This is a genomic window from Paenibacillus sp. FSL R5-0519 (genome assembly GCF_037974275.1).
Lineage (GTDB): Bacteria > Bacillota > Bacilli > Paenibacillales > Paenibacillaceae > Paenibacillus.
Genome location: NZ_CP150234.1, coordinates 319,255 through 341,044, shown reverse-complemented (window position 1 = coordinate 341,044; position 21,790 = coordinate 319,255). Strand labels below are relative to the sequence as shown.

Annotated in this window: 23 protein-coding genes and 1 riboswitch; of the genes, 2 read left to right on the top strand and 21 right to left on the bottom strand. The window is 47.3% G+C overall.

Going from position 1 to position 21,790, the window contains the following annotated elements; all coding sequences use genetic code 11:
• Window positions 1-2: 2 nt before the first annotated feature.
• From MKY73_RS01450 to MKY73_RS01355, 20 genes are all read right to left on the bottom strand, one after another.
• Entirely contained in the window at window positions 3-551 is a 549-nt protein-coding gene (locus MKY73_RS01450; protein WP_036612565.1) for a F0F1 ATP synthase subunit delta, read from the bottom strand.
• Window positions 548-1,036, bottom strand: coding sequence for a F0F1 ATP synthase subunit B (atpF, locus tag MKY73_RS01445; protein ID WP_339238194.1), 489 nt, complete (start codon window positions 1,034-1,036; stop codon window positions 548-550). The genes MKY73_RS01450 and atpF overlap by 4 nt, the downstream gene beginning before the upstream one ends.
• A 113-nt stretch (window positions 1,037-1,149) precedes the next feature.
• Window positions 1,150-1,374 (bottom strand): F0F1 ATP synthase subunit C, encoded by a 225-nt coding sequence (atpE, locus tag MKY73_RS01440; protein WP_017691934.1) that lies wholly within the window; start codon window positions 1,372-1,374, stop codon window positions 1,150-1,152.
• 78 nt (window positions 1,375-1,452) lie between these two features.
• Complete coding sequence (gene atpB / locus MKY73_RS01435; RefSeq protein ID WP_339238196.1) at window positions 1,453-2,271, bottom strand: F0F1 ATP synthase subunit A; 819 nt, start codon at window positions 2,269-2,271, stop codon at window positions 1,453-1,455.
• A 45-nt stretch (window positions 2,272-2,316) separates the two neighbouring features.
• Window positions 2,317-2,694 (bottom strand): ATP synthase subunit I, encoded by a 378-nt coding sequence (locus MKY73_RS01430; protein ID WP_062836961.1) that lies wholly within the window; start codon window positions 2,692-2,694, stop codon window positions 2,317-2,319.
• On the bottom strand, window positions 2,687-2,941 hold the full coding sequence (locus MKY73_RS01425; protein ID WP_024632723.1) for an AtpZ/AtpI family protein: 255 nt from the start codon (window positions 2,939-2,941) through the stop codon (window positions 2,687-2,689). The genes MKY73_RS01430 and MKY73_RS01425 overlap by 8 nt, the downstream gene beginning before the upstream one ends.
• A gap of 186 nt (window positions 2,942-3,127) precedes the next feature.
• Window positions 3,128-4,285 (bottom strand): UDP-N-acetylglucosamine 2-epimerase (non-hydrolyzing), encoded by a 1,158-nt coding sequence (gene wecB / locus MKY73_RS01420; RefSeq protein ID WP_339257685.1) that lies wholly within the window; start codon window positions 4,283-4,285, stop codon window positions 3,128-3,130.
• A gap of 50 nt (window positions 4,286-4,335) precedes the next feature.
• Entirely contained in the window at window positions 4,336-4,965 is a 630-nt protein-coding gene (upp, locus tag MKY73_RS01415) for a uracil phosphoribosyltransferase (protein ID WP_017691929.1), read from the bottom strand.
• A 463-nt stretch (window positions 4,966-5,428) separates the two neighbouring features.
• Window positions 5,429-6,676, bottom strand: a complete 1,248-nt coding sequence (gene glyA, locus MKY73_RS01410) for a serine hydroxymethyltransferase (protein WP_339305337.1) — start codon at window positions 6,674-6,676, stop codon at window positions 5,429-5,431.
• 256 nt (window positions 6,677-6,932) lie between these two features.
• Window positions 6,933-7,526, bottom strand: a complete 594-nt coding sequence (locus tag MKY73_RS01405) for a TIGR01440 family protein (protein WP_169479777.1) — start codon at window positions 7,524-7,526, stop codon at window positions 6,933-6,935.
• A 141-nt stretch (window positions 7,527-7,667) separates the two neighbouring features.
• Window positions 7,668-7,749, bottom strand: a riboswitch (ZMP/ZTP riboswitch).
• A 96-nt stretch (window positions 7,750-7,845) separates the two neighbouring features.
• Window positions 7,846-8,418, bottom strand: coding sequence for a low molecular weight protein arginine phosphatase (locus MKY73_RS01400; protein WP_339305335.1), 573 nt, complete (start codon window positions 8,416-8,418; stop codon window positions 7,846-7,848).
• Between the two features lie 58 nt (window positions 8,419-8,476).
• A complete protein-coding gene (locus MKY73_RS01395; RefSeq protein WP_339305332.1) occupies window positions 8,477-9,037 on the bottom strand; it encodes a manganese efflux pump MntP family protein in 561 nt (186 codons plus the stop codon).
• A 205-nt stretch (window positions 9,038-9,242) separates the two neighbouring features.
• Entirely contained in the window at window positions 9,243-10,481 is a 1,239-nt protein-coding gene (locus tag MKY73_RS01390; protein WP_339305330.1) for an L-threonylcarbamoyladenylate synthase, read from the bottom strand.
• 255 nt (window positions 10,482-10,736) lie between these two features.
• The gene (spoIIR, locus tag MKY73_RS01385; protein WP_339305328.1) at window positions 10,737-11,393 is read right to left on the bottom strand and encodes a stage II sporulation protein R; all 657 of its coding nucleotides are present in this window, start codon (window positions 11,391-11,393) and stop codon (window positions 10,737-10,739) included.
• Between the two features lie 255 nt (window positions 11,394-11,648).
• A complete protein-coding gene (locus MKY73_RS01380) occupies window positions 11,649-12,869 on the bottom strand; it encodes an FtsW/RodA/SpoVE family cell cycle protein (RefSeq protein WP_339305326.1) in 1,221 nt (406 codons plus the stop codon).
• 330 nt (window positions 12,870-13,199) lie between these two features.
• Window positions 13,200-14,420: an FtsW/RodA/SpoVE family cell cycle protein gene (locus tag MKY73_RS01375; RefSeq protein WP_339305324.1), complete on the bottom strand. Its 1,221-nt coding sequence runs from the start codon at window positions 14,418-14,420 to the stop codon at window positions 13,200-13,202.
• An 85-nt stretch (window positions 14,421-14,505) separates the two neighbouring features.
• Window positions 14,506-15,390, bottom strand: a complete 885-nt coding sequence (gene prmC / locus MKY73_RS01370) for a peptide chain release factor N(5)-glutamine methyltransferase (RefSeq protein WP_339308458.1) — start codon at window positions 15,388-15,390, stop codon at window positions 14,506-14,508.
• A 24-nt stretch (window positions 15,391-15,414) separates the two neighbouring features.
• Window positions 15,415-16,482, bottom strand: coding sequence for a peptide chain release factor 1 (gene prfA, locus MKY73_RS01365; protein WP_091036276.1), 1,068 nt, complete (start codon window positions 16,480-16,482; stop codon window positions 15,415-15,417).
• 670 nt (window positions 16,483-17,152) lie between these two features.
• On the bottom strand, window positions 17,153-18,253 hold the full coding sequence (gene ychF, locus MKY73_RS01360) for a redox-regulated ATPase YchF (RefSeq protein WP_062836948.1): 1,101 nt from the start codon (window positions 18,251-18,253) through the stop codon (window positions 17,153-17,155).
• A 121-nt stretch (window positions 18,254-18,374) separates the two neighbouring features.
• Window positions 18,375-18,845: a GNAT family N-acetyltransferase gene (locus tag MKY73_RS01355; protein ID WP_339305322.1), complete on the bottom strand. Its 471-nt coding sequence runs from the start codon at window positions 18,843-18,845 to the stop codon at window positions 18,375-18,377.
• Between the two features lie 370 nt (window positions 18,846-19,215).
• Between MKY73_RS01355 and MKY73_RS01350 the strand changes: the two genes are divergently transcribed.
• Window positions 19,216-19,425: a hypothetical protein gene (locus MKY73_RS01350; protein WP_339305320.1), complete on the top strand. Its 210-nt coding sequence runs from the start codon at window positions 19,216-19,218 to the stop codon at window positions 19,423-19,425.
• 287 nt (window positions 19,426-19,712) lie between these two features.
• On the opposite strand, the gene MKY73_RS01345 is transcribed toward MKY73_RS01350, so the two are convergent.
• Complete coding sequence (locus MKY73_RS01345; RefSeq protein WP_339305318.1) at window positions 19,713-21,116, bottom strand: hypothetical protein; 1,404 nt, start codon at window positions 21,114-21,116, stop codon at window positions 19,713-19,715.
• A gap of 262 nt (window positions 21,117-21,378) precedes the next feature.
• Between MKY73_RS01345 and MKY73_RS01340 the strand changes: the two genes are divergently transcribed.
• Window positions 21,379-21,756, top strand: a complete 378-nt coding sequence (locus MKY73_RS01340) for an alpha-2-macroglobulin family protein (RefSeq protein WP_339305316.1) — start codon at window positions 21,379-21,381, stop codon at window positions 21,754-21,756.
• Window positions 21,757-21,790 lie beyond the last annotated feature (34 nt).

Sequence of the window (21,790 nt, the reverse complement as noted above, 5' to 3'; positions counted from 1 at the left end):
ATCTACTGTACTCGTCTGTTAAAAGACTGCTCAAGACGTTCGAGCTTGCCAGCCAAGCTGCCGTCATAGATCGTATCGCCAATGGCGACTTTCAATCCGCCCAGCAGAGTCGGATCAACAATATTCTCGATACGAATCTTTTTATTCACACGGCCACCGAATTCACGGGCTACCGCTTCTTTTTCTTCATCATTCAAAGCATAAGTCGAGTAGACACGTGCATCAGCGATGCCCAGCGACTCACCTTGGATCTTCCGATAATCATTCAGTAAGTCTCCCAGCAATTCAACGCGTCCGCGTTCAATCAACAACAAGACTGTACGAAGGACTGAATCGGATACCTTGCCATCAAGACTTGAGTGAATCACGTTCTGCTTGGCCTCATCAGAGATATTAGGGGATACGATAAATTTCTCGATATCTGCATCTCCGGTCAATGCACTGACTACTGCAACCAATTCCTGTTCAACCTCAAGCACCTGCTGTTGCTGAAGAGCAACTTCGAACAATGCTTTCGCATAACGCTTGGCAACAATCGTATCGCGGCTCATTGTCGGCCTCCTACCTCATTGAGGTATTGGTTCACAAGCTCTTCTTGTGCAGGACCGTTCTCAACTTCTTTTTTGATCAACTTGGATGCAATCTGAACGGAAGCTGTACCCAGTTCGCTGCGAAGTGCTGCGACTGCTTTGTTCTTCTCGCTCTCGATTTCGCGTACTGCATCGTCTTTCAGACGATTAGCTTCAGCTTTCGCATCAGCCAAAATCGATTCAGCTTGTTTGCCACCCGTTTGTTTGGACTGTTCAATGATGTCGTAAGCATCTTTACGTGCTTGCTCAAGAGCTTGTTTTTGTTCCTCCACATAGGCAATGGCCTGTTCCCGAGTCTGTGCAGCCTCATTCATCTGCGTCATCACGAGTTCACGACGTTTTTCCATAATGGAGAACAAAGGCCCGAAGGCATAACGGCTAAGCAGCCAGTATAAAATTGCAAATGCAACAATCGCAAGAAGCGTATTTTCCCATATGAAACTCAATCTGTTCACTCCTTCCTGGAGGTATCCTTGAAACGTCATCCGTTAGAACGGACATTACCTAAAAAGAAGGCGCGGATGGCTATGGCCTTCCCCGCCAAACCTTTAAAATTTAATTAAGCCATACCGTAGAACATGAACGCGAGTACCACACCGATGATCGGCAATACCTCGATCAAACCTACACCGATAAACATTGTTGTTTGAAGAGTGGATTTTGCTTCCGGTTGACGGGCAATACCTTCCACCGTTTTGCTGATTACCATACCGTTACCAATACCTGCGCCAAACGCGCCCAGTCCTGCAACAATTGCTGCTGCGATTAATGCCATTGCTCCCATTTGTATATCCTCCTTAAAATGATAAATCGAATTTTTTATTGTTCAGCCTGGTGAAGAATTCTTCGTAGGGCTTGAAACTTAATGCTCGTCGTGCGTCTCGATGCTCTGTGAAATGTACACCATCATCAAGATAACAAACACAAATGCCTGGATCGCGCCGATAAAGATACTGAAGCCTTGCCACACCATTAATAGCGGAATTGCTGCGATAGCACCAAACACTTTGAATGTGGTCAGTTTCAGGATCGTTGCGATCAGTACCTCACCCGCGAAGATATTCGCGAATAGACGCATACCGTGTGTCAACAGCTTGGATGCCGTCTCAATCAAGTTGATTGGCAAGAACAAGGCGAATGGCTTAAGGTAATGCTGGAGATATCCTTTGGTGTTGCGGAACAATCCCAGTCCATGAGATACAAGGAACGCTACGAGAGCGAGTCCCATTGTTACAGACAAGTCGGCTGTCGGTGATTTCCACCAAGCCAGTTCAACGTGTGGGTGTGCTTCAGGATCCTTGGCATGCGCTTCTTCAAACGCTTCCACCGCTGTAACAATCGGTTTACCGAACACTTGCGCATGTTCTGCGCTGTCCACTGCAGTTACCGCTTGGAACGGAAGTCCGAGCATGTTTCCTACAAAAATGAACATAATCATGGAAAGAGCGAGAGAGATAAAATGTTTACCTTTCTTCATATCCATTGTACTGGAAATCAGATTGCGGACGAATTCTACTGCCCACTCCATAAAATTTTGCAGCTTGCCGGGGTTTTCAACGGATAATCTTCGTGTGGCCAGTACAGCAAAAATAAAAACAAGGGCACCTGTAACGACCAGCATCAACACAACCGATAGATCCAGTCGAAATCCGCCAAGCATAATAATTGGAGCTTCATGCATATTTTTCTCACCCCTTTCTCGACTTGAAAGCTGCAGCCCTTAACTTCATTCTGCTCTGCGGGAATGGACAATCCCTATAATCAGTAAGGAAAATTGTGCAATGACGAGACCGCCTGCAACCGCATATGTATTGAAGTACTGCGGAAAGCGCATCGATATGAATATACCGAGCACAGCGAGTGCCGCTCTTGTCAAAAATCCCAGGTTCACACGCTTCAAGTTACCTTCTGCCGCATCATCAGACATTTTCCTTACTTTGTAGCCCAAGTAAAATGCATTGATCCAGCTAATTCCTGTACCCAGGGCTAGTCCCAAAGCAATTGTCTCCACACGTGGCATAAAGGCCGCTGCGAGAAAACAAATCATAAGAAAGTACATGATGAAAACAGTCATCGATCTGCGGTATCTGGTTAGTTCACTCATCACTTTCCCCCATGAATTTTTTCGCGATAAAGTAGATGCTTACACCGCCTGCCGCAAGAAAAAAGAGAACGCTTACGGCGATCCATATTCCGTTACCTCCAATGGTCTTGTCCAACCAGGAGCCAGCGTAATATCCGGCAACAGCGAGAATGGCAATCTCGATCCCAAAAGCTGTCACGAGCCCCATCGCTTTCCATACATTATCGTCATGGTTACGGGATGAATTTGGTTTGTTCGAATCGGCCATTTTCCACGCCACCCTTGCAATCCCAGTTAATTTTACTGAATGATGAGAGCCTTTGTCAATTGAATGATTTTAGCGTTTTAAAGGGGAAAACGACGGGAATACAGACCCTCAAAGCCCATAAACCCGCGTAAACCGTACAGTTTAACTGTATGCTATGCCCTTTATAAATCCATCAGAAAAATTGTATTATTTTTTGAATTTTCTGTGAAATGATTCCGGACGCTCACTATTTACACCAAAATGGTGCAGAATCGCATTGACAATTCTTTCCGAAGCATGTCCATCACCGTATGGATTGGCAGCCTGGCTCATGCTTGCATACAGGTTTTTGTCTGTAAGCAGAGCTTTGGTCCGTTCATACACACGTTCCTCTTCGGTACCTACCAGTTCCAGCGTTCCAGCTTCAATACCTTCCGGGCGCTCTGTCGTATCGCGCAATACGAGCACAGGCACACCAAACGAAGGTGCTTCTTCCTGCAAACCGCCTGAATCGGTCAAAATCAAGTGAGTATGCGGGTAAAAGTTATGCAAATCCACCACGTCTAGTGGATCAATTAATTGAATACGGGGATGATTCCCCAAAATCGCGTGAGCCGGCTCCTTCACAGCAGGACTTGGATGCACCGGGTACACGATGGCAATATCTTCAAATTCGTCGGCAATCCGTTTGACGGCCTGGAAAATGTTGCGGTGAGGCTCGCCTTGAGATTCACGGCGATGAGCTGTCATCAGCACAAGGCGTTTGCCTTGGGCCCAATCAAGTACCGGGTGTGTGTAGTCCTCCCGTACTGTATATTGAAACACATCTGTTACCGTGTTGCCTGTGACGTACGTACTAGACTCTGATTTATTTTCTTTGGCAAGATTGGAAGAAGACCAGTCTGTAGGCGCAAAGTGTAGATCAGCCAGTACGCCCGTCAGCTGACGGTTCATCTCTTCGGGATATGGAGACAGCTTGTTCCACGTCCGAAGTCCTGCTTCCACATGTCCTACCTGAATCTGTTGCAGGAATGCTGCGTAACTCGCCACAAAAGTAGTCAAAGTATCTCCGTGAACCAGTACAATATCCGGTTTAGCTTCGGCTAACACTGGCTCCAGACCGCCAAGGACACGAATTGTAATCTCATTCAATGTCTGGCGGTCTTTCATTACATCCAGATCATAATCGGGATGAATGTCGAAAACTTCAAGTACCTGATCCAACATCTGGCGATGCTGCGCAGTTACGCAAACAATAGATTCAATAGACTCAGGGTGTTTTTGCAATTCCAAAATAAGCGGAGCCATCTTGATGGCTTCCGGACGCACCCCGAAGATCGTCATGACTTTAATTTTCTTGGACATTCGAGCAAAGCCCCTTTTCTATAAGTTCCGATTACAAGCAATAGATATGCTTATTTAGTGCCGTATAGACGGTCTCCTGCATCTCCAAGTCCTGGAACGATATAACCATGATCATCCAGACGGTCGTCCAAGGCTGCAACATAGATGTCCACATCGGGATGTGCATCCTGTACCGCTTTTACGCCTTCCGGTGCTGCCACCAGGTTCATCATTTTGATTTGGGTACAGCCACGTTTTTTGAGCACGTCAATAGCTGCAATCGCCGAACCGCCAGTTGCAAGCATTGGATCAATTACGATCAATTGACGCTCTGTCACGTCTGTAGGCAGTTTGGTGTAGTATTCTACCGGTTGCAGTGTTTCCGGATCACGGAACAGACCAACATGTCCAACTTTTGCGGCTGGCAACAATTTCACAACGCCATCTAGCATTCCGAGTCCTGCACGCAGAATCGGCACCAGTCCGAGCATGCGTCCAGAGATGACTTTACCTTGTGTTGCAGCTACAGGTGTCTGTACATCAATCGTTTCCAGTTCAACATCTCTTGTAATCTCATAAGCCATCAACGTTGCCACTTCATCCACCAATTCACGAAAATCTTTCGTATTCGTACGCATGTCGCGTATAAACGTCAGTTTGTGTTGAATCAAAGGGTGATCACATATTACTAATTTTCCCATCTAATTTGTCCCTCCGGTAAGTTCTTCATGTTCAGCATTTCCAAATATACCTAGCCACCATTCATGGGCTCGATAAATCCTGTATATTATATCATCACCAACAACGAATTACACCATCAAAGGGCACCCAATCATTACAGAATACCGAATCCTATAAAAAACAGGACCGGAAAATGATCCATCCGGTCCTGTTTTGCTCATGCTGTTATGTCATTGAGATAAGGAAAATGCTAAATACAATTGCACTCCACCACCAGAATGCTCCTTCGATCGCTGTTATCCCCTGATTTTTGTGATCTCCTATAAAAGGAGAAAATCAGGGGATAGCCTATGCTTCCGATGCAGCTTTCTTTCAGAAAGCTTTTAGGCGAGCGCTTCGCTTCTACGGCCTCATTCTGTCTGCTTCGTTATTTTGTATTCCATTTTAGAGAAACTCAAATACAAACACCATGAGCAAAGTTTTTTAGTATTTAAGGTCGGTATAGAGCGGGAATTGGTCTGTCAGTGCAGTTACTTCTGCACGTGCTTCATCCAGCTTCGCTGTATCTTTAGGATTTTTCAACGTTTTGGCAATGATCTTACCAATGGCAACCATCGCTTCTTCGTTCATGCCACGGGAAGTTGCAGCAGGTGTACCAATTCGAATACCACTCGTTACAAACGGGCTTGTAGGGTCGAATGGAATTGCATTTTTGTTCACGGTAATACCGATGGAATCAAGCACATGCTCAGCTTCCTTACCAGTGATGTTCACACTGCGTGTGTCGATCAGCATCAAGTGGTTATCTGTACCACCGGATACGATATTCAATCCTTCAGCGATCAGTGTTTCAGCCAGAACCTGTGCGTTTTTCACGACATTCTGTGCATATGTTTTGAACGAAGGTTGCAAAGCTTCTCCGAATGCTACCGCTTTGGAAGCAATCACGTGCATCAGAGGGCCACCTTGGGAACCTGGGAATACCGCTTTATCAATCGCTGCTGCCCACGCTTTGCGGCACAGAATCATACCACCACGAGGTCCACGCAGCGTTTTGTGTGTTGTTGTTGTTACGAAATGCGCATGTGGAACCGGGTTTGGATGCAAACCAGCAGCAACCAGTCCTGCGATGTGAGCCATGTCCACCATGAACAAAGCGCCTACATCATTGGCGATGGAAGCCAGCTTTTCAAAATCAATGGTACGTGGATATGCACTTGCACCTGCAACGATCAGACGAGGGCGGTGTTTGAAAGCCGCTTTGCGTACTTCATCATAATCAATCAGGAATGTATCTTCCTGTACGCCGTATGCTACAAAGTTGTACAGCAAACCGGATGCGTTCACCGGGCTACCGTGTGTGAGGTGTCCACCATGGGCAAGGTTCATACCGAGTACAGTATCACCAGGTTTCAATGCTGCAAGATAAACTGCCATGTTCGCTTGTGCGCCGGAGTGTGGTTGAACATTCACGTGTTCTGCTCCGAACAATTCTTTGGCACGATCACGTGCGATGTCTTCAACGACGTCCACATGCTCACAACCGCCATAGTAACGTTTGCCTGGATATCCTTCAGCGTACTTGTTGGTCAGAACAGATCCCAATGCTTCGATTACTGCTTCACTTACGATGTTCTCGGATGCAATCAGTTCGATGTTGTTCTGTTGACGTTTCAGTTCAAGATTCATCGCTTCCAGTACTGCCGGGTCATTCTTGCGCAATTGTTCCATGATTAAATTCCTCCCAGTTATAAGTGAAGTTATAAAGTGAAACTAATGTTTACACGAAAACGGCGAGTGCAACACCAATCTGAAGAAACGAAGTGGTCGCCTAAAAGCTTTCTTTAGAAAGCTACTCCGGAAGCATAGGCTATCACCGAATTTCCCCTTTTAAATAGGGAATTAAAAAATCTGGGGATAACAGCGATCGGAAGATGGTGATGCAATCAAAGTCAGGAGTGTAACCCAATTAGTCTCGCTTTATATGTTAGTCACAAAATGTTGAATCTGGTTGTTCTTCCATACGATACACCGCGCGTTCGCCGCCAATTAACTTTGGACGAGTCAACGCTGTAGTCACACGCGCATCTCCAACATAGCGGAGCGCTGTACGAAAAGGTACGGCTACATGCCGGAGATGCATGCCAATCATCGTCTCCCCAATGTCCAGTCCCGCATGGGCCTGCACATGTTCAGCCAGGCATGGATCGGTCAGCGAACGATATGCTGCGGATGCCATTGAACCTCCGGCCTTGGGCACGGGTACTGCACCAACCTCAGTCAATCCAAGACGAGTGAGTACAGAACGTTCCATTACCAGCGCACGGTTCAGATGCTCACAACATTGGAATACCGTGTCGAAACCGAATTCCTCCTGCACCTCGCGTATACCCGCAAGAAGCTGCTGCGCCACTTCAATGGCACCACTCGTACCAATCCGCGCACCTGCGACTTCACTTGTGCTTGTACCGATCACAACGATCTGTCCAGGCCCAAGCTGTCCGGCAAGCGCCAGTTCATGCAGAATGGATGCGGTCTGTTCCTGCAATCCGGGTTGTTCTGAATCTAACTCTATAGTCATCCTATCATCGCCTCCCGATAAAATCATGCGCGCTGTCTCTTGGCTGTCCTTCGTATTCTTGCACGGCATCTCAGGTACTATTATAGCGAATAATCAGATGAAAGACGAAAAAAAGAGCAGTCTGCGGGTAACGCAGAATTGCTCTTTTGCCCAGGCGACCGGCCGTTTGTTCCGGTGCTCCATCGTGGTTATGCCCACTTCGTCGCCAGTTACACCGGATCCCTGTTTTCCCCTTCATCATAAAACAACCCGCGTCTAAAATCAACGGTTAATTTACATCACATGTCCTGTTTCTATAACCTGCCCCGCAGGATCAGAATTATCCCAGCTTATCCAAAAGCCGGTCCAATGCCGTCCGAATCTCAGCCGCAGCGATATTGTAATCATCACGACTTCCCCCAAACGGGTCAGAGATGTCGAAACTTGGAATTCGTTGTCTGATCTCGATGGCTCGCTCACGCTCCGATGCCAGGATCTCTTGACCAAGGGCACGTTTCATCTCCAGCGTTGCAAACAGGCTGTCCAATTCCTGAACATCTCTTAATACCTGCTCGTCGTCTTCCACATACTCTTTCAATGTATAGGTTTTGTGGATGGAGTCGGGAAATACCTGCATGACATGCTGCTTATGACTCCGTGTTAATGTAAGAACCAGATCGGCCCAACCTACCAGGTTAGAGCTAAGCTGTGTGGAATGAGGCGGACCTTCAACGTTATGATCTCTCAAAACAGCTTCCGCATGACGAGAGATCGGCATACCCGACGTTGCTGCCACACCTGCGGAACGAACCTCCACCTGAATGCCGCGCTCCGATGCCAGTTTTCTCAAAAGCCCCTCTGCCATGGGGCTGCGGCACGTATTTCCTGTACATACGAATAAAATATGTTTCATTGTGTTAGCCTCCCCATTTTACATATGATGCGAATGATAGGATATCTCAAGTTTTATTTTAAAATATAAACAAAAGTCCAAACGCAAGCAAGATTGCGCCACCAATGGCCTCACCATAATCCCCGAGATTCTGACTCACCCGACGGCCTAATAGCAGACCCATCACCGACATCACCCCGCCACACACGCCAAAGGCAAGTACGGTTAAGATCAGATCACTGCTAAACATCCCTAAGGAAACGCCAACGGAGAACGAATCCACACTTACGCTGAGGGAAAACAGTATAACGCCGAGCAGGGAACGGTGGTCCACCAACTTGGTATCGCCTTCACGGAATGCATTCAGGATCATATGACCACCCAGCAGAACAAGTAATCCACCTGCTGCATACGTCGTAATGTCACCGAGCAGCGAGCTGACGTATTTGCCCATATACATGCCGATGAGCGGCATGATGATATGAAATAGCGCCGTTACTGTACTGATTCGCAATACATCCCTCAGCCGGATGCCCTTCATGCCTATTCCGATTCCGAGCGAGAACGCATCGAGGCCCAGCGCAACAGCCATGATCAAAATGGTTACCAACTGCCCTACATGGGCAGACACATCCCACATCCCCATACCCCCAAGTCACGTAAAGGTTCTTGTACACGATATGCGGACAAGGACCTAAACATGACCGATGAAAAGTAACGGCGATGAATCTACTCGATATCCGAGGGTGCATAAAGCTAGATTGACGTGCAAGTGGATATGGTGGTGCATTGATTGTTTTGGAAAAGAAGTTAAGTAAGTCTCCTGACTGTATGATCAGGAGAGGTTAGGAGGGCTGTGGGTCGCCAACTTGGATGAGTTGGTTACCCGCCGCCTTGAGCAGCCGATTCATGACGGCTGCTCCCAGCCCTTCGCGTGAGCAGGCTTCAGCCACAATATATGTGGCGCCTTGCTCATCGCAGCTGCGCAGCGCGGCGTATAGCCGGCGCGCTGCTTCCTCCAGCTCGCTGGCGTCACCCAGCGAGAACACGGCATCGGCGCGGTACTGCTCCGCGTGCTCGGCGAACGCCAGCACGGCGGTGCGCTCTCCGCGCTGCGCCGCCTCTGCGAGGGCGGCGCTGGTCCAGGCCGCCACCGCTGCGGGCGGCCCCTCCACCACGCACAGCGCCCCTGCGGGTGCGTAGTGCGTGTACTTCATGCCCGGCGAGCGCGGCGCCGGGCTTCCCACGCCAACGGCCCCCTCCGCGAGTAGCGCGGGGTCCGTGGCGACACGGGCGGCAACGGCGGACAGCTGTTCCGCCGTAATGCCGCCAGGGCGCAGGATGGTGACGATACCGTCGTCACCGACCTGCACCACCGTGGACTCGACGCCCACCCCGGTGGGGCCGCCGTCCACGATGCCGCCGATGCGGCCATCCAGATCCTCGCGCACATGAGACGCGAGTGTCGGACTTGGCCGCCCGGAGCGGTTGGCGCTTGGCGCAGCCACAGGGCATGCCGCCGCCGCGATCAACTGCAAGGCCACCGGATGGTCCGGCATGCGCACGGCCACCGTATCCAGACCGGCGGTGACACGCGTGGACACCGCTCCCGGCCTAACCGGCAGCACCAGCGTCAGCGGTCCCGGCCAGAAGGCCGCCATCAGCGCTTCCGCTGTCTCGTTCACTTCCGTGACCAGAGTGTCCAACTGGTCACGGTGCGCGATATGCACAATCAGTGGATTGTCGGAAGGTCGGCCTTTGGCGACAAATACAGCCTCCACGGCTGCCGTGCTACGCGCATCCGCACCCAGGCCGTAGACCGTTTCGGTCGGAAAGGCCACCGTCTGACCTTGACGAAGACAGGCTGCGGCAGCCTGCATGTCGGCGAGCGCCCTTTGATGGGCGCTCCCCTTTTTCACATCCGCTAATTCAATATTACCCAATCCATGATCATTCTCATTGCTTAATAAAACGCGCACATCCCAATTGACTGTGACCATCTCTGCTGGAGTTCCCTTGTCATGAACCTCCATGTCATTTCCCATTTCTGAGGTGGATTGCACTTGTTCATTCTCTCTATTCATATATCCATCATTCCTAAACATCATAATAGGTTACTTGTGCACGTGAGAAATACACTTTAAACTCCATACACATCCTTGTTCACTTCGCTTCATACTCCATGTTCAATATAAGTAATTATAACATACCTGTCCCGCCTCGGATGCCCTTCATACTTCGCTCCACGCAGGAGTCTCACTGTACTTTCGCTACCCATTCATATCAAAAGGGCAGCTCCCTGAATTGAAGCCACCCTTATGTATAGTATAAATTCGTTGTTATGCGAAGAATCCAGTGACCCAACTCCATAGTTTTACAGCCATATCCCACAGAAAGAATCTCGCCTCCGGTGTATCTCCCTGCACAGATGCCTCTGCATCTCCAGGTTCAGCTGCGGCCGATACAGTTGAAGGTTTCGCCAGTGCATCCCCGGTCCCTGCATCAATGAAACACAGCGGCGGGAACAACACACACCACCAGTTCTGACCTTTGCCTTCGCCTAATGTAATCCGAACCGCTTCATAATCTCCAGCAGGATACACGGTGCCTCCATATAGCTTGGTTGGGAACGGAACCGAACCCAATTCCACCTGATACTCATACTTCAAACCGCGACTGGCCAGTTCTTCTCCTACTCTATTTTCAATCTCGGACAAATGCTCACGAATGACATGGCGTGCTTCATCCAGACTTTGCGGATTCTCCAGTTCGGCTACCCACTCACCCATCTGAGCAACGACAGCATCCCGAATCTCGCGTTTCACCAATTGATCTCCCGGTGCATCCGAGTTTGCCAGAATACGCAAGCGAATGGATTGTTCAGGAATGGCTGTGGCGGCCACAGCTGCATCCGTTTTCTGACCTTCCCACATCATGATCATCATCATAAGACATACAATAATAAGTCCAATTTGTTTTACAATTCGTCTGCTCATTCCATTCTCCCCCTCGGCTCTCTGATCACGCGACCTGCAACTCTCTCATGTCTATCAGTATGCCCGGGAGAACCGGAAGTAAACCTAGCATTTGCAATAAATCTACTAAATCGATTCTCTCATTCATAATTTCTCACCCATCATGTTAAAAAGGCTGATCTGCACCTGGTTACAGGGCAAATCAGCCTCTTCATTCCTACAAACGATTACGTTAGACGCTCCACCTCTATGCTTTTCACTACACCAACTCAACCGTTACATAACACTTTTCTCTTTCTTGAGCATATTCCATAAACGTTCCGACAACCGAGGTTGCTGCTCCCCTATGAGAAGTTCATCTTCCTCTTCTTGTCCATACAACTTAATGCTCATGACTACACCGATACAAGCCATATTAATGAGCAAGGAGGTGCCGCCGTAACTGATGAACGGTAATGTAATACCTGTGAGTGGCATCAGTCCGAGGAAAGCCCCCACGTTCTCAAATACCTGATACAACAACATTCCGATAATACCTACAATGATGACGGGTCCCGCGCGATCTCTACATGCCAGAGCAATCAGCACCATCCGGTGGATCAGAATAAAGTACAGCAGAATCAGTACGGATGCACCGACAAAGCCAAACTCCTCTGCGATCACGACAAAAATGGAATCAGAATACGTATAGGGAACTCGTCCACTCTGAACGGATGTTCCTTGCAAATAACCTTTGCCAATGATGCCCCCTGAACCAATAGCTAAACCCGCATTTTTCGTATGCCAGGAAGCTTTGGAGGTAGCTTTTTCCGGTACAAGCCAAGGATCAATTCGCTCGGCCCAATGCTCCCGTTTTACCTTTTCAAGAAAAGTAAATACTTCATCATGGTAGAACGTATAGGCTTTAACAAAACCAAAGAACGCCACTCCCACAATCGCCAGCGCAATCAAAGCGTGCTTCAGCCTCATATTCCCGATCCAGAATACCGCAGCCAGAATCACCACATACCCCAACGCATTTCCCAAATCATTCTGAGCCATAACCAGGGCAAACGGAATAAATGCCCAGCAACCAATCGGCACAATATCTCTCCAAAATTTCAGCGTTCCTCGTTGTCTCTTCACAATTAAATGGGCGAGGAACAGAATCAGAATCATCTTGAACAGCTCTGCCGGTTGAAAAGAAAAATTGTCGCCCAGCTTCAGCCAGCCGTTGGCATTATTGATCGAACTGCCCAGAACATTAGCCAGAATCAGCAGTATAATCCCCAACCCATACAAATAAAACGCATATTTCACGTATAACTTGTAATTCACAAGCCCGATTACAAGCACCGCAATGAACCCAGCCACATAGAAATACATTGTTTTGACATGGTGATTCGCCAGGTTGGCATCTGTCTGCGTTCCGCTGTATATCGCAAATACACTAATAATCATGAGCAACAGCATGACGAAGAGAATCACACCGTCCATCTTTTTCAACATTCTCACCATGACTTCGTCCATCCCCCGAATCTATCACTCTATCATTTCCAATTGAACTCAATATTACCATTGTATATAATTGGATGATAAAAAGGAAATCCGGATCACTTCAGGGTGACTGGTGATTAGGAAATCATTCAAATAAATCTTTCAATCCTCTGTCGCACACCGTTAAAACAATAAAAACCCCAAAACATTCCTCCCCAGGTGAAAAGGGCTGATCTGTTTCAGGGTTCTATTGTTCTATATAAGCTGAACTAAAGATTATTTACACAGACACTACCATGACAGAATAACCTTCCAATCACTGTTATCCCCAGATTTCTCGATTCGAGAACGTTACTGCTCCTGCTGGGTTGGCTTACGTCTCAGCAATTTCCTCACCAGATCGGTAATACTCGGTTGTTCCGCAGAGCCGAGAATATCCTCGTTCTCTTCCGTATGAACCTTGATACTCATCACAATCCCCATACTGATCATGTTGAGCATAATGGAGGTACCACCCGAACTGATAAACGGCAGCGTAATCCCTGTCAATGGCATCAGACCAATGAATGGGCCAATATTAACAAAGATCTGGTAGAGCAGCATCGCTATAATACCCACAATTAGATATGGTCCAGCACGATCCTTACACTCCAGTGCAATCAGCACCAGCCTGTGAATCAGGATAAAGTACAGGAGAAGCAATACCGAGGCACCGATGAACCCGAACTCCTCACCAATCTGAACAAAGATGGAGTCAGCGTAGGCCAGCGGCACCCGATTCGACTGAATCGTCGTCCCCTCCATGTATCCTTTGCCCGTAATACCGCCAGAACCAATGGCAAGCTTTGCGTTGTACGTCTGCCAGAGTACATCTCTTGAGGTCAGCTCGGGTACAAGCCAGGGATCAAAACGATCCGCCCAGTGCGAACGTCCAATGTCATTCAGAAATTTAACAATCTCATCATGATAATGAATATATGCCTGAGTACCACCGATAAAAGTAGCCACAGCAATAATAAAACCAATGAGGGCATGCGTAAATTTAATGTTGCCGATCCATAACAGGCCCACAAGAATGACAACATAACTTAACGCATTTCCCAAGTCATTTTGAAGCAATACGAGTAGTAATGGCGGCAGGACGCAGAGTGAGATCGGAATAACATCACGTCCGAAATAGAGCGGTCGATTCTTCTTTCGGGCCAAAAAGGCCGATAAAAACACAATCAGACATAGCTTGAACAACTCAGCAGGTTGCAAACTGACCCCGAAGATGGACAGCCAACCTTTGGCACCATAATACTCTTTACCAAAGAACATTACGAAAATAAGCAGCAGCATACCCACGCCATAGATATATAAATAGTTTTTGATTATGAATTTATAGTTGATCATCGACATTCCAAAAAAGACGATGAACCCCAAAATATAAAAGATCACTGCACTTTTCGGGAGTCCCTCCAGCTTTGGACGACCAAACGTTGTACTGTAAATCGACAAAATACTGATAACCATCAGAATAACAAGTATAAACACGATAGAATAGTCTATCTTTTTAAATTTGTGCAGCATGTAATTATGTTCCCCCAAGCATTCAGAAATCTTCGGTATATCTCATTGTAGAGGATTTCACGGTAAAAAGAAAACCCGCGGAATCTTACATTTTCGTCACCTGTTCCGAAGTACGAACACCCAGGACATGCCGCTCGATTCCGGCAAGGTCCGTTACAATGATTATTTCCGGCCAATGTCCCGCCGATTCAAGCAGAGCCGCGATGTCGCGAGCCTGCCCCTGGCCCAGCTCAAAACCAATAATCTGCGGCGGCGCAGGCAGCAGCGCCAGCTGCTCCAGCATAGTGCGGTACGGTGCAAGCCCGTCCGGACCGCCATCCAGTGCCATGCGCGGCTCATGATCGCGCACCTCTTGCTGCAACCCGGCGATATCTGCCGCCGGGATATATGGCGGGTTGGACACCAGGATGTCCACCCGTGCCCCCGCGAACGGAGCCAGCAGATCGCCTTCACGGAAGTCGATCTGCACGCCGTTCGCAGCCGCGTTCCGCGCGGCCACTTGCAGGGCAGCCGCCGAGAGATCTCCGGCGCCTACCTGCCAACGCGGGCGTAGTGAAGCCATCGTCACCGCGATGGCACCACTGCCCGTGCCAATATCGACGGCGAGCGGAGCGCCGTCAGGAAACACGCGGTCGGCTTCGCGCAGCACAGCCTCGACCAGCAGCTCGGTCTCCGGCCGCGGAATCAGCACGGCCGGCGTGACCTCGAACGGCAGCCCATAGAATTCCTGGCTGCCGATAATGTATTGCGCCGGCTCACCCGCAGCCTTGCGCGTGACGGCGTCCTCCCAGCGGCTGCGATGCTCGCTGGGAAAAGGCTCCGGCTGCATCATATAGTACGCGGCGCCATAAACGCCGAGTACATGTTCCAGCAGCAGCCGGGCATTGTTTTGCGGCTCGTACACGCCGCACTTCTCCAAAAAAGAGGAAGCCTCCACGAAGGCTTCCCGACAGCTCTGTTCCGGCGTCATGACAAACTGCGCGCGGGTCACAGATTATTCTCCTCTATCCATCATCTCAGTCTGCTGAGCAATGGTCAGTGCAGACAAAATATCTTCAATCTCTCCGTTCATCACCTGATCCAGCTTGTGCATGGTCAGGCCTATGCGGTGATCCGTCACACGGCTTTGCGGGAAGTTGTACGTACGAATCCGCTCACTGCGGTCGCCCGTTCCCACTTTGCTCTTCCGCTCAACAGAGATCTTCGCTTCCTCTTCCATACGTTTCATATCGAAGATACGTGTACGCAGAACCTGCAACGCTTTTTCCTTGTTGGAGTTCTGTGATTTTCCATCCTGACATGTCGCCACGATTCCCGTTGGAACGTGCGTTACCCGTACTGCGGATTTCGTCGTATTAACCGATTGTCCACCGGCACCACTGGAACAGAACGTATCCACACGGATGTCTTTGTCATGAATTTCGATATCAAAATCTTCGGCTTCAGGCATAACGGCAACAGTTGAAGTTGACGTATGAATACGTCCGCCTGATTCGGTTGTTGGAATACGCTGCACACGGTGTGCGCCGCTTTCGTATTTCATTTTGCTGTATGCGCCGCGTCCGTTGATCAAGAAAACAACCTCTTTGAATCCACCGAGATCATTTGTGTTAACGTCCATCAGCTCTACACGCCAGCCTTGTGCATCTGCATAACGTGTGTACATCCGATACAGATCTGCTGCAAACAACGCAGCTTCATCTCCACCAGCTGCTCCGCGAATCTCAACAATAACGTTTTTGTCGTCATTCGGATCTTTTGGCAACATAAGCACACGAATCAATTCGTCCAGTTCCTTCTGGCGAGTGCTCAGTTCGTCAATTTCCATTTTGACCATTTCACGCATCTCATCATCCAGTTTCTCCCCCTGCATTTCCTTCGCAGCTTCGAGATCCTGACTTACCTGTTTGTATTCATTGTACGCTTCATAAGTCGGTTGCAGATCGGATTGTTCTTTGGAGTATTCCCGCAACTTTTTGTTGTCACTTGCCACATCCGGGTCACACAAAAGCTCGCTCAATTTGTCATAACGGTCGGCTAACGCCTGTAATTTATCCAACATGTATAGTCACCTCACGCATTATTTTGTCCAAGCACATTACATTTTCAATAATGATTTCAATTCAACATTCATTACATCTATAATCTATATTCCACAACGCACAGGATTCTCAATGAATCCCCTGACCGCAGCATGTATTCACATTCATGTATGATCGACGTATAACATCGCTACAACGTCATCAAATCCTTTACTTTTAAAGTGATATCAAGAAATCGTGTACCCTGTATGAAACCCGCTTCAGCTCATCTGTTACAGCGCGAATTTTAACGTGGTATACGACTCTTAATTATAGCATATTCTTATGGTTCTGAATAGTAACTGTTCCGCACCCGGAAGAACTAATTTTTGTGCTGCAAAATACAAACTGAAATTGTTGTTCGATGTTGTTCCGAAATGTAAAATAAACAAAAGCCACGATGCGCTAACATCGTGACTTCTCTAACAAAGGCCGATGGGCGACCACGGCGAATTTCAATCAAACGAATGAAAAACCACCGGATTGCAAGGCGACCAACCTAATCCCGGTGGTTTTTCTTGTTCCGCGCTACTTTCCACGCACTGCATAAGGCTATTAACCCCACTGCAAAACTCTAAGTCAAAGACCCCACGAACTTCACAAGAAGATCGTAGGGTCTTGTTATTAATCTACATATAAACGAGTAACAACTTATACGTTGAAACGGAAGTGCATAACGTCGCCGTCATTTACAACGTACTCTTTACCTTCAAGACGAAGTTGTCCACGCTCTTTGGCACCGTTCATGGAACCCGCTGCAACCAGATCGTCGTAGGAAACAACTTCTGCACGGATGAATCCGCGTTCGAAGTCGGTGTGAATGACACCCGCTGCGCCAGGCGCTTTTGTACCTTTACGGATTGTCCATGCACGAACTTCCTGTACACCTGCTGTGAAGTATGTGTACAGACCGAGCAATTTGTAAGCCGCTTTGATCAACAGGTTCAGACCGGAATCCTCGATACCGAGTTCTTCCAGGAACATTTGTTTATCTTCGCCTTCCAGCTCAGAGATCTCTTCTTCAACCTTCGCACTGATCGGCACCACTTCTGCGTTTTCAGCAGCTGCAAATTCTCTTACTTTTTGCACGTAAGCATTGTTCGCCACGTCGCCGATTTCGTCCTCAGCTACATTGGCTGCGTACAGAACAGGCTTCAGGGTAAGCAAGTGCAGATCACGTATGATCAGAAGCTCATCATCGGTAAGTTCCATGCTGCGTGCCGGCTTGTCATCGTACAGAACAGCCTTCACTCTCTCCAATACTTCTACTTCTTGAGAGGCAGTCTTGTTGCCGCCCTTCATGTTTTTCTTGGAGCGATCGATTTTCTTCTCAACACTCTCGATATCGGCCAGGATCAGCTCCAGATTGATCGTCTGGATGTCGCTCACCGGGTCAATTTTACCATCAACGTGTGTGATGTTCTCATCTACAAAGCAACGTACCACGTGTACGATTGCATCTACTTCACGAATGTGGGCAAGGAACTTGTTACCCAGACCTTCGCCTTTGCTCGCACCGCGAACAAGACCAGCGATATCTACAAACTCAAACGCCGTTGGAACTGTTTTCTTAGGTACAACAAGTTCTGTCAGTTTGTCCAAACGCTCATCGGGTACTTCAACGATCCCCACGTTAGGGTCAATCGTACAGAACGGATAGTTTGCCGATTCGGCACCTGCTTGTGTAATTGCATTAAACAATGTAGATTTACCAACGTTAGGCAAACCTACGATTCCAGCTTTCAAAGCCATGTATATGACAACTCCTCATTGATTACTTGTTCGGTATGGATAATCCTATACATTATATATGACAAACCTCAAGGCATCAAGGAACTTCGCCAATTCGACCAGCGTCCCATCCGCTATTGGTTTAACCTTTGATTTCCTTGTACATCGTCAGATCCGTTACCTCATATCCCATCTTGCGATACAGGCTGCTCGCCCGCACATTATGTCCAAACACATGCAAACCAATGCGATCCACGCCAAGACTCAAGGCCGTCTGTTCCAGCGCCTGCATCGTCTCTGTTCCATACCCTTTACCGCGGTGTGCTTCTTCAACCACAATGTCTAGCAAAAAAGCATCCTTCCCACGGCGATTATCCGTGATGTTAAACCAGATATACCCCACATTGCCGTCCACAGGATGCACCAGATTGTAGAGATACGCTCCGGGTGTGTTCAAGCCTTCTGGCAGATAACGTTCATAAGATTCCTCCGCCAGTTGCTGCGCCTCTTCCTCCTCCCAAGTCCCTGCTTCTACTTTTTCCTGTGCAAAATCCTTAATCGATCGAATGCGGAAACTCGCATAATCTTCCTGATTCATTGGTACCAATTCCATATGATGTTGCTCCCCTCACACGCTTGAGTCTCTATGTATAAAGTTATTTGAACTTCATCGTATTATACTCTGTTTTAATCAGGTGTGTATGTGGCACTATAAGAAAATAAAATCACACTCAACTTTGGACTCTCTCGTTACGTTTATATCTGTATAGGTTGAACAAATGAGTATACACTGGACCACTCCCACTGTGCTGCCGAACCGTCTTTCGATAATGATCTAGAAAGAAAGGAGAAATTGTCCTATGCATACACGCCGTCCCATTTCAAAGAGAAAATCGTTTCGCTCCCCTCCGAATCACCATTAACAACCAATCTGATTTGAGGTTGTTGATGTAAAGGCTGGTTTATTTCGGTGAGAAAACTCCATGAACAACGTAGATGATGGAACGTTATATGTATGGAGACAGAATGTCCCCAATGGTAAAAAAGTAGAATTTGCTCCGCAGCTTCAACTATCCGGCGAAGGAGCTGTCTACCTGGAATTCACGGACAGCCAAGGCAAAATGTATAACCGGACGGTCTGTGAGTACACCCAGTCCTTATCCAGCAATTCATATGTCACCGTCACAATGTAACCATGAAAGAAGAATTTATGTAAAATAATGTAAAATATCTACTGCGCATCACAAATTATGTATAGTATATAGGCGAGCGACACTCCAAGGTTTCTCTTCCTCCATCCCTCAATCCGTACATGGAGGAATAAGAAAACTCGAACAACCACGTGACCGTTGCGCGAAATTTGTTCGAGTTATTGTGCGAAAATCCGTCTGAAGGAGAGTTGTACCAGCCTTGGCCATAAAAACACAAACGTCGCAACAGGCACGTATGTTGCTACGATCGTTGCTTCTGCTAATCCAAGTTATGGTTGAAGAACTTGGATTCCCGTAAGGTGCAGATCAGTATATGTGGTCCAAAGCGGTTCGTACACTTTGTAAGTACCTGGAGGGATTGAGCTTTGTGTGCTGTCAAGAGTTAGGCTACCAGTATGCGTTCCTGCCAGATCAAAAGTCCAACCTGTAAGAGCATTATTATAAGCATAGTTCGTTAGGATAGGACCACCACTGTCTCCACCCTGTGAGGTATATCCGGTAGCCAAGACTTCAGCTCGATTATACCCATAACCCCCACTGCCCCAGTATATATCAACATTTGAATACGCTATGGCGCCTGATGTCATACCACCCGAATTTGCACCTCTGTGATAAACGGTATCTCCAGGTGTATCGGCAGTATACACACCTGTGATCATGGCCATATTTGAGGCTGAGGGATAGGGGACTCTTGCCCGGCCGCTATAATTTGAATTAAACGTAATATATCCAGCATCTGCAGCCTTATTTGAACCGTCACCAGCAGATTCAGTCCTAAACGTAAATTTGCCAATGGTAGAGGTATCCCGTGTAGGCTGATACCAATCTGTATTTGTTCTTGCTTTGTCCTGACAATGACCGGAGGTGACCACTACTTCTTTATTGCTTGCATTTGTAGCAAAATATCCGGCTGTACATACTGAATACCTTGTAGTGTTTCCTTCGTTTCTGTAGTCTCCGCCTAACTTAGCCCCCATAGGAAACTCAGAACCATAATGAGTATTATCTGTTTCGACCTTGAGAGCTGACGCGGGGAGCGTGGTGAACTCCAGCAAGTCAGAATGCGATACGAGAGATGAAACCGTCATCTTATCTTTCATTGTCTCTTCATCAAATGCGATGATAAGTTTGTTGTTTTTTACATCGGGAATAAGTGCACGAACAGTACCGGGCTTAACGCTTTTTATAATTTCTTCCTTTGCGTTTTCAATATCTGCCCAAGAGAACTTTTTCACCTCAAATTCTACTTTGTCATCATTTTGGACAGAGGAAAGTGTCGATTTCTTTAAGGATTCGGAGTCTTCTGTAATTTGGATGACTACGGTTCCTTTGTCAGCATTGTAGTAATGGCCCGCGTATTTGTCAGGGGTCTCATTAATGCGTTTTGAGATCGCAGGGAAATCTTTCTTTACTCTTTGCTTTTCCGCATAATTATCTAGTAAAGCACTATTGTTTATCTTTTGGAATTGGCTTTCCAATTGAAAGGGGTAAGGGACCTCGTTCAATTTGTTTTTTTGCGTTATTTCTGCAATCTCTGAAAGGGTTCCTTTAATAGTAGTCCATTGATAATTCCCCATGTCTTCGGCGGCGCTAATACTGGAACTGGTGAGCAGAGAACTGGCAAGCAAAGCACTGGCAAAAAGTGACCCTAGAAATCTTTTTGTTTTCATCATCCTCATTCCTTTCATCCTTTTTTTGAATAATATATTCGTTATAATGTAAATAAAACCCAATTGTAACTCTTCTTTTGGAAAAAATTTGAATTTTATTGAAACAAAAAACTCCTTTTACCGTCTAAATAGGAGAGGGAGGAGGTGGATCATCATTTTGAAAAAATATTACTTAGGGATTCTTGCTCTTTTTATCCTTTTTAGTTATTCATTTCAAATCACAAATCAATCTTCCGCATCGAGTGTAGAAGGAGGTACTTCCACAATGGAAAGTAAAAAAAATCCTTTTGTGGTTACCCTTTCTCTACCACAAAAAGTTAAGGCCAATGAGGAATTTTCAATTAAAGCTAGTTTGAAAAATGAAAGCCTATCCAATTTGGAAATTTTAAGTAGAACGCGGCTATTTACTTATGTAATTAAGGATTCGAGTGGGAATCAGATCAATTCTTATTCTGTTAAAGATGGAGGAAGTGCTTTTATTTTAAACGGTAAAAACAATATTTCGGAGGGTTACACTTATAAGATCAAGAAATCAGGCACTTACTATGTCTCGGCGGTTGCTGAATTTTCGATTATGGATAATGGAAATAGTAAAGATGTGAAAATTACAGAAACCAAAAAACTGGAGGTTAAGGAAATTTGAAACGGGGTTCTGCGAACGGCCTCGCGGACTGGCC

Excerpts from the sequence above, each read along its gene's own strand:
- MKY73_RS01450 (WP_036612565.1), bottom strand. The coding sequence starts at position 551 with ATGAGCCGCGATACGATTGTTGCCAAGCGTTATGCGAAAGCATTGTTC.
- MKY73_RS01400 (WP_339305335.1), bottom strand. The coding sequence starts at position 8,418 with ATGAAACATATTTTATTCGTATGTACAGGAAATACGTGCCGCAGCCCC.
- prmC (WP_339308458.1), bottom strand. The coding sequence starts at position 15,390 with ATGACGCCGGAACAGAGCTGTCGGGAAGCCTTCGTGGAGGCTTCCTCT.
- ychF (WP_062836948.1), bottom strand. The coding sequence starts at position 18,253 with ATGGCTTTGAAAGCTGGAATCGTAGGTTTGCCTAACGTTGGTAAATCT.
- MKY73_RS01350 (WP_339305320.1), top strand. The coding sequence starts at position 19,216 with ATGAACAACGTAGATGATGGAACGTTATATGTATGGAGACAGAATGTC.
- MKY73_RS01425 (WP_024632723.1), bottom strand. The coding sequence starts at position 2,941 with ATGGCCGATTCGAACAAACCAAATTCATCCCGTAACCATGACGATAAT.
- MKY73_RS01390 (WP_339305330.1), bottom strand. The coding sequence starts at position 10,481 with ATGAATAGAGAGAATGAACAAGTGCAATCCACCTCAGAAATGGGAAAT.
- MKY73_RS01380 (WP_339305326.1), bottom strand. The coding sequence starts at position 12,869 with ATGGTGAGAATGTTGAAAAAGATGGACGGTGTGATTCTCTTCGTCATG.
- wecB (WP_339257685.1), bottom strand. The coding sequence starts at position 4,285 with ATGTCCAAGAAAATTAAAGTCATGACGATCTTCGGGGTGCGTCCGGAA.
- MKY73_RS01395 (WP_339305332.1), bottom strand. The coding sequence starts at position 9,037 with ATGTGGGATGTGTCTGCCCATGTAGGGCAGTTGGTAACCATTTTGATC.
- MKY73_RS01405 (WP_169479777.1), bottom strand. The coding sequence starts at position 7,526 with ATGACTATAGAGTTAGATTCAGAACAACCCGGATTGCAGGAACAGACC.
- spoIIR (WP_339305328.1), bottom strand. The coding sequence starts at position 11,393 with ATGAGCAGACGAATTGTAAAACAAATTGGACTTATTATTGTATGTCTT.
- MKY73_RS01355 (WP_339305322.1), bottom strand. The coding sequence starts at position 18,845 with ATGGAATTGGTACCAATGAATCAGGAAGATTATGCGAGTTTCCGCATT.
- MKY73_RS01430 (WP_062836961.1), bottom strand. The coding sequence starts at position 2,694 with ATGAGTGAACTAACCAGATACCGCAGATCGATGACTGTTTTCATCATG.
- prfA (WP_091036276.1), bottom strand. The coding sequence starts at position 16,482 with ATGTTGGATAAATTACAGGCGTTAGCCGACCGTTATGACAAATTGAGC.
- atpB (WP_339238196.1), bottom strand. The coding sequence starts at position 2,271 with ATGCATGAAGCTCCAATTATTATGCTTGGCGGATTTCGACTGGATCTA.
- atpE (WP_017691934.1), bottom strand. The coding sequence starts at position 1,374 with ATGGGAGCAATGGCATTAATCGCAGCAGCAATTGTTGCAGGACTGGGC.
- upp (WP_017691929.1), bottom strand. The coding sequence starts at position 4,965 with ATGGGAAAATTAGTAATATGTGATCACCCTTTGATTCAACACAAACTG.
- MKY73_RS01340 (WP_339305316.1), top strand. The coding sequence starts at position 21,379 with ATGGAAAGTAAAAAAAATCCTTTTGTGGTTACCCTTTCTCTACCACAA.
- MKY73_RS01375 (WP_339305324.1), bottom strand. The coding sequence starts at position 14,420 with ATGCTGCACAAATTTAAAAAGATAGACTATTCTATCGTGTTTATACTT.
- glyA (WP_339305337.1), bottom strand. The coding sequence starts at position 6,676 with ATGGAACAATTGCGCAAGAATGACCCGGCAGTACTGGAAGCGATGAAT.
- MKY73_RS01345 (WP_339305318.1), bottom strand. The coding sequence starts at position 21,116 with ATGATGAAAACAAAAAGATTTCTAGGGTCACTTTTTGCCAGTGCTTTG.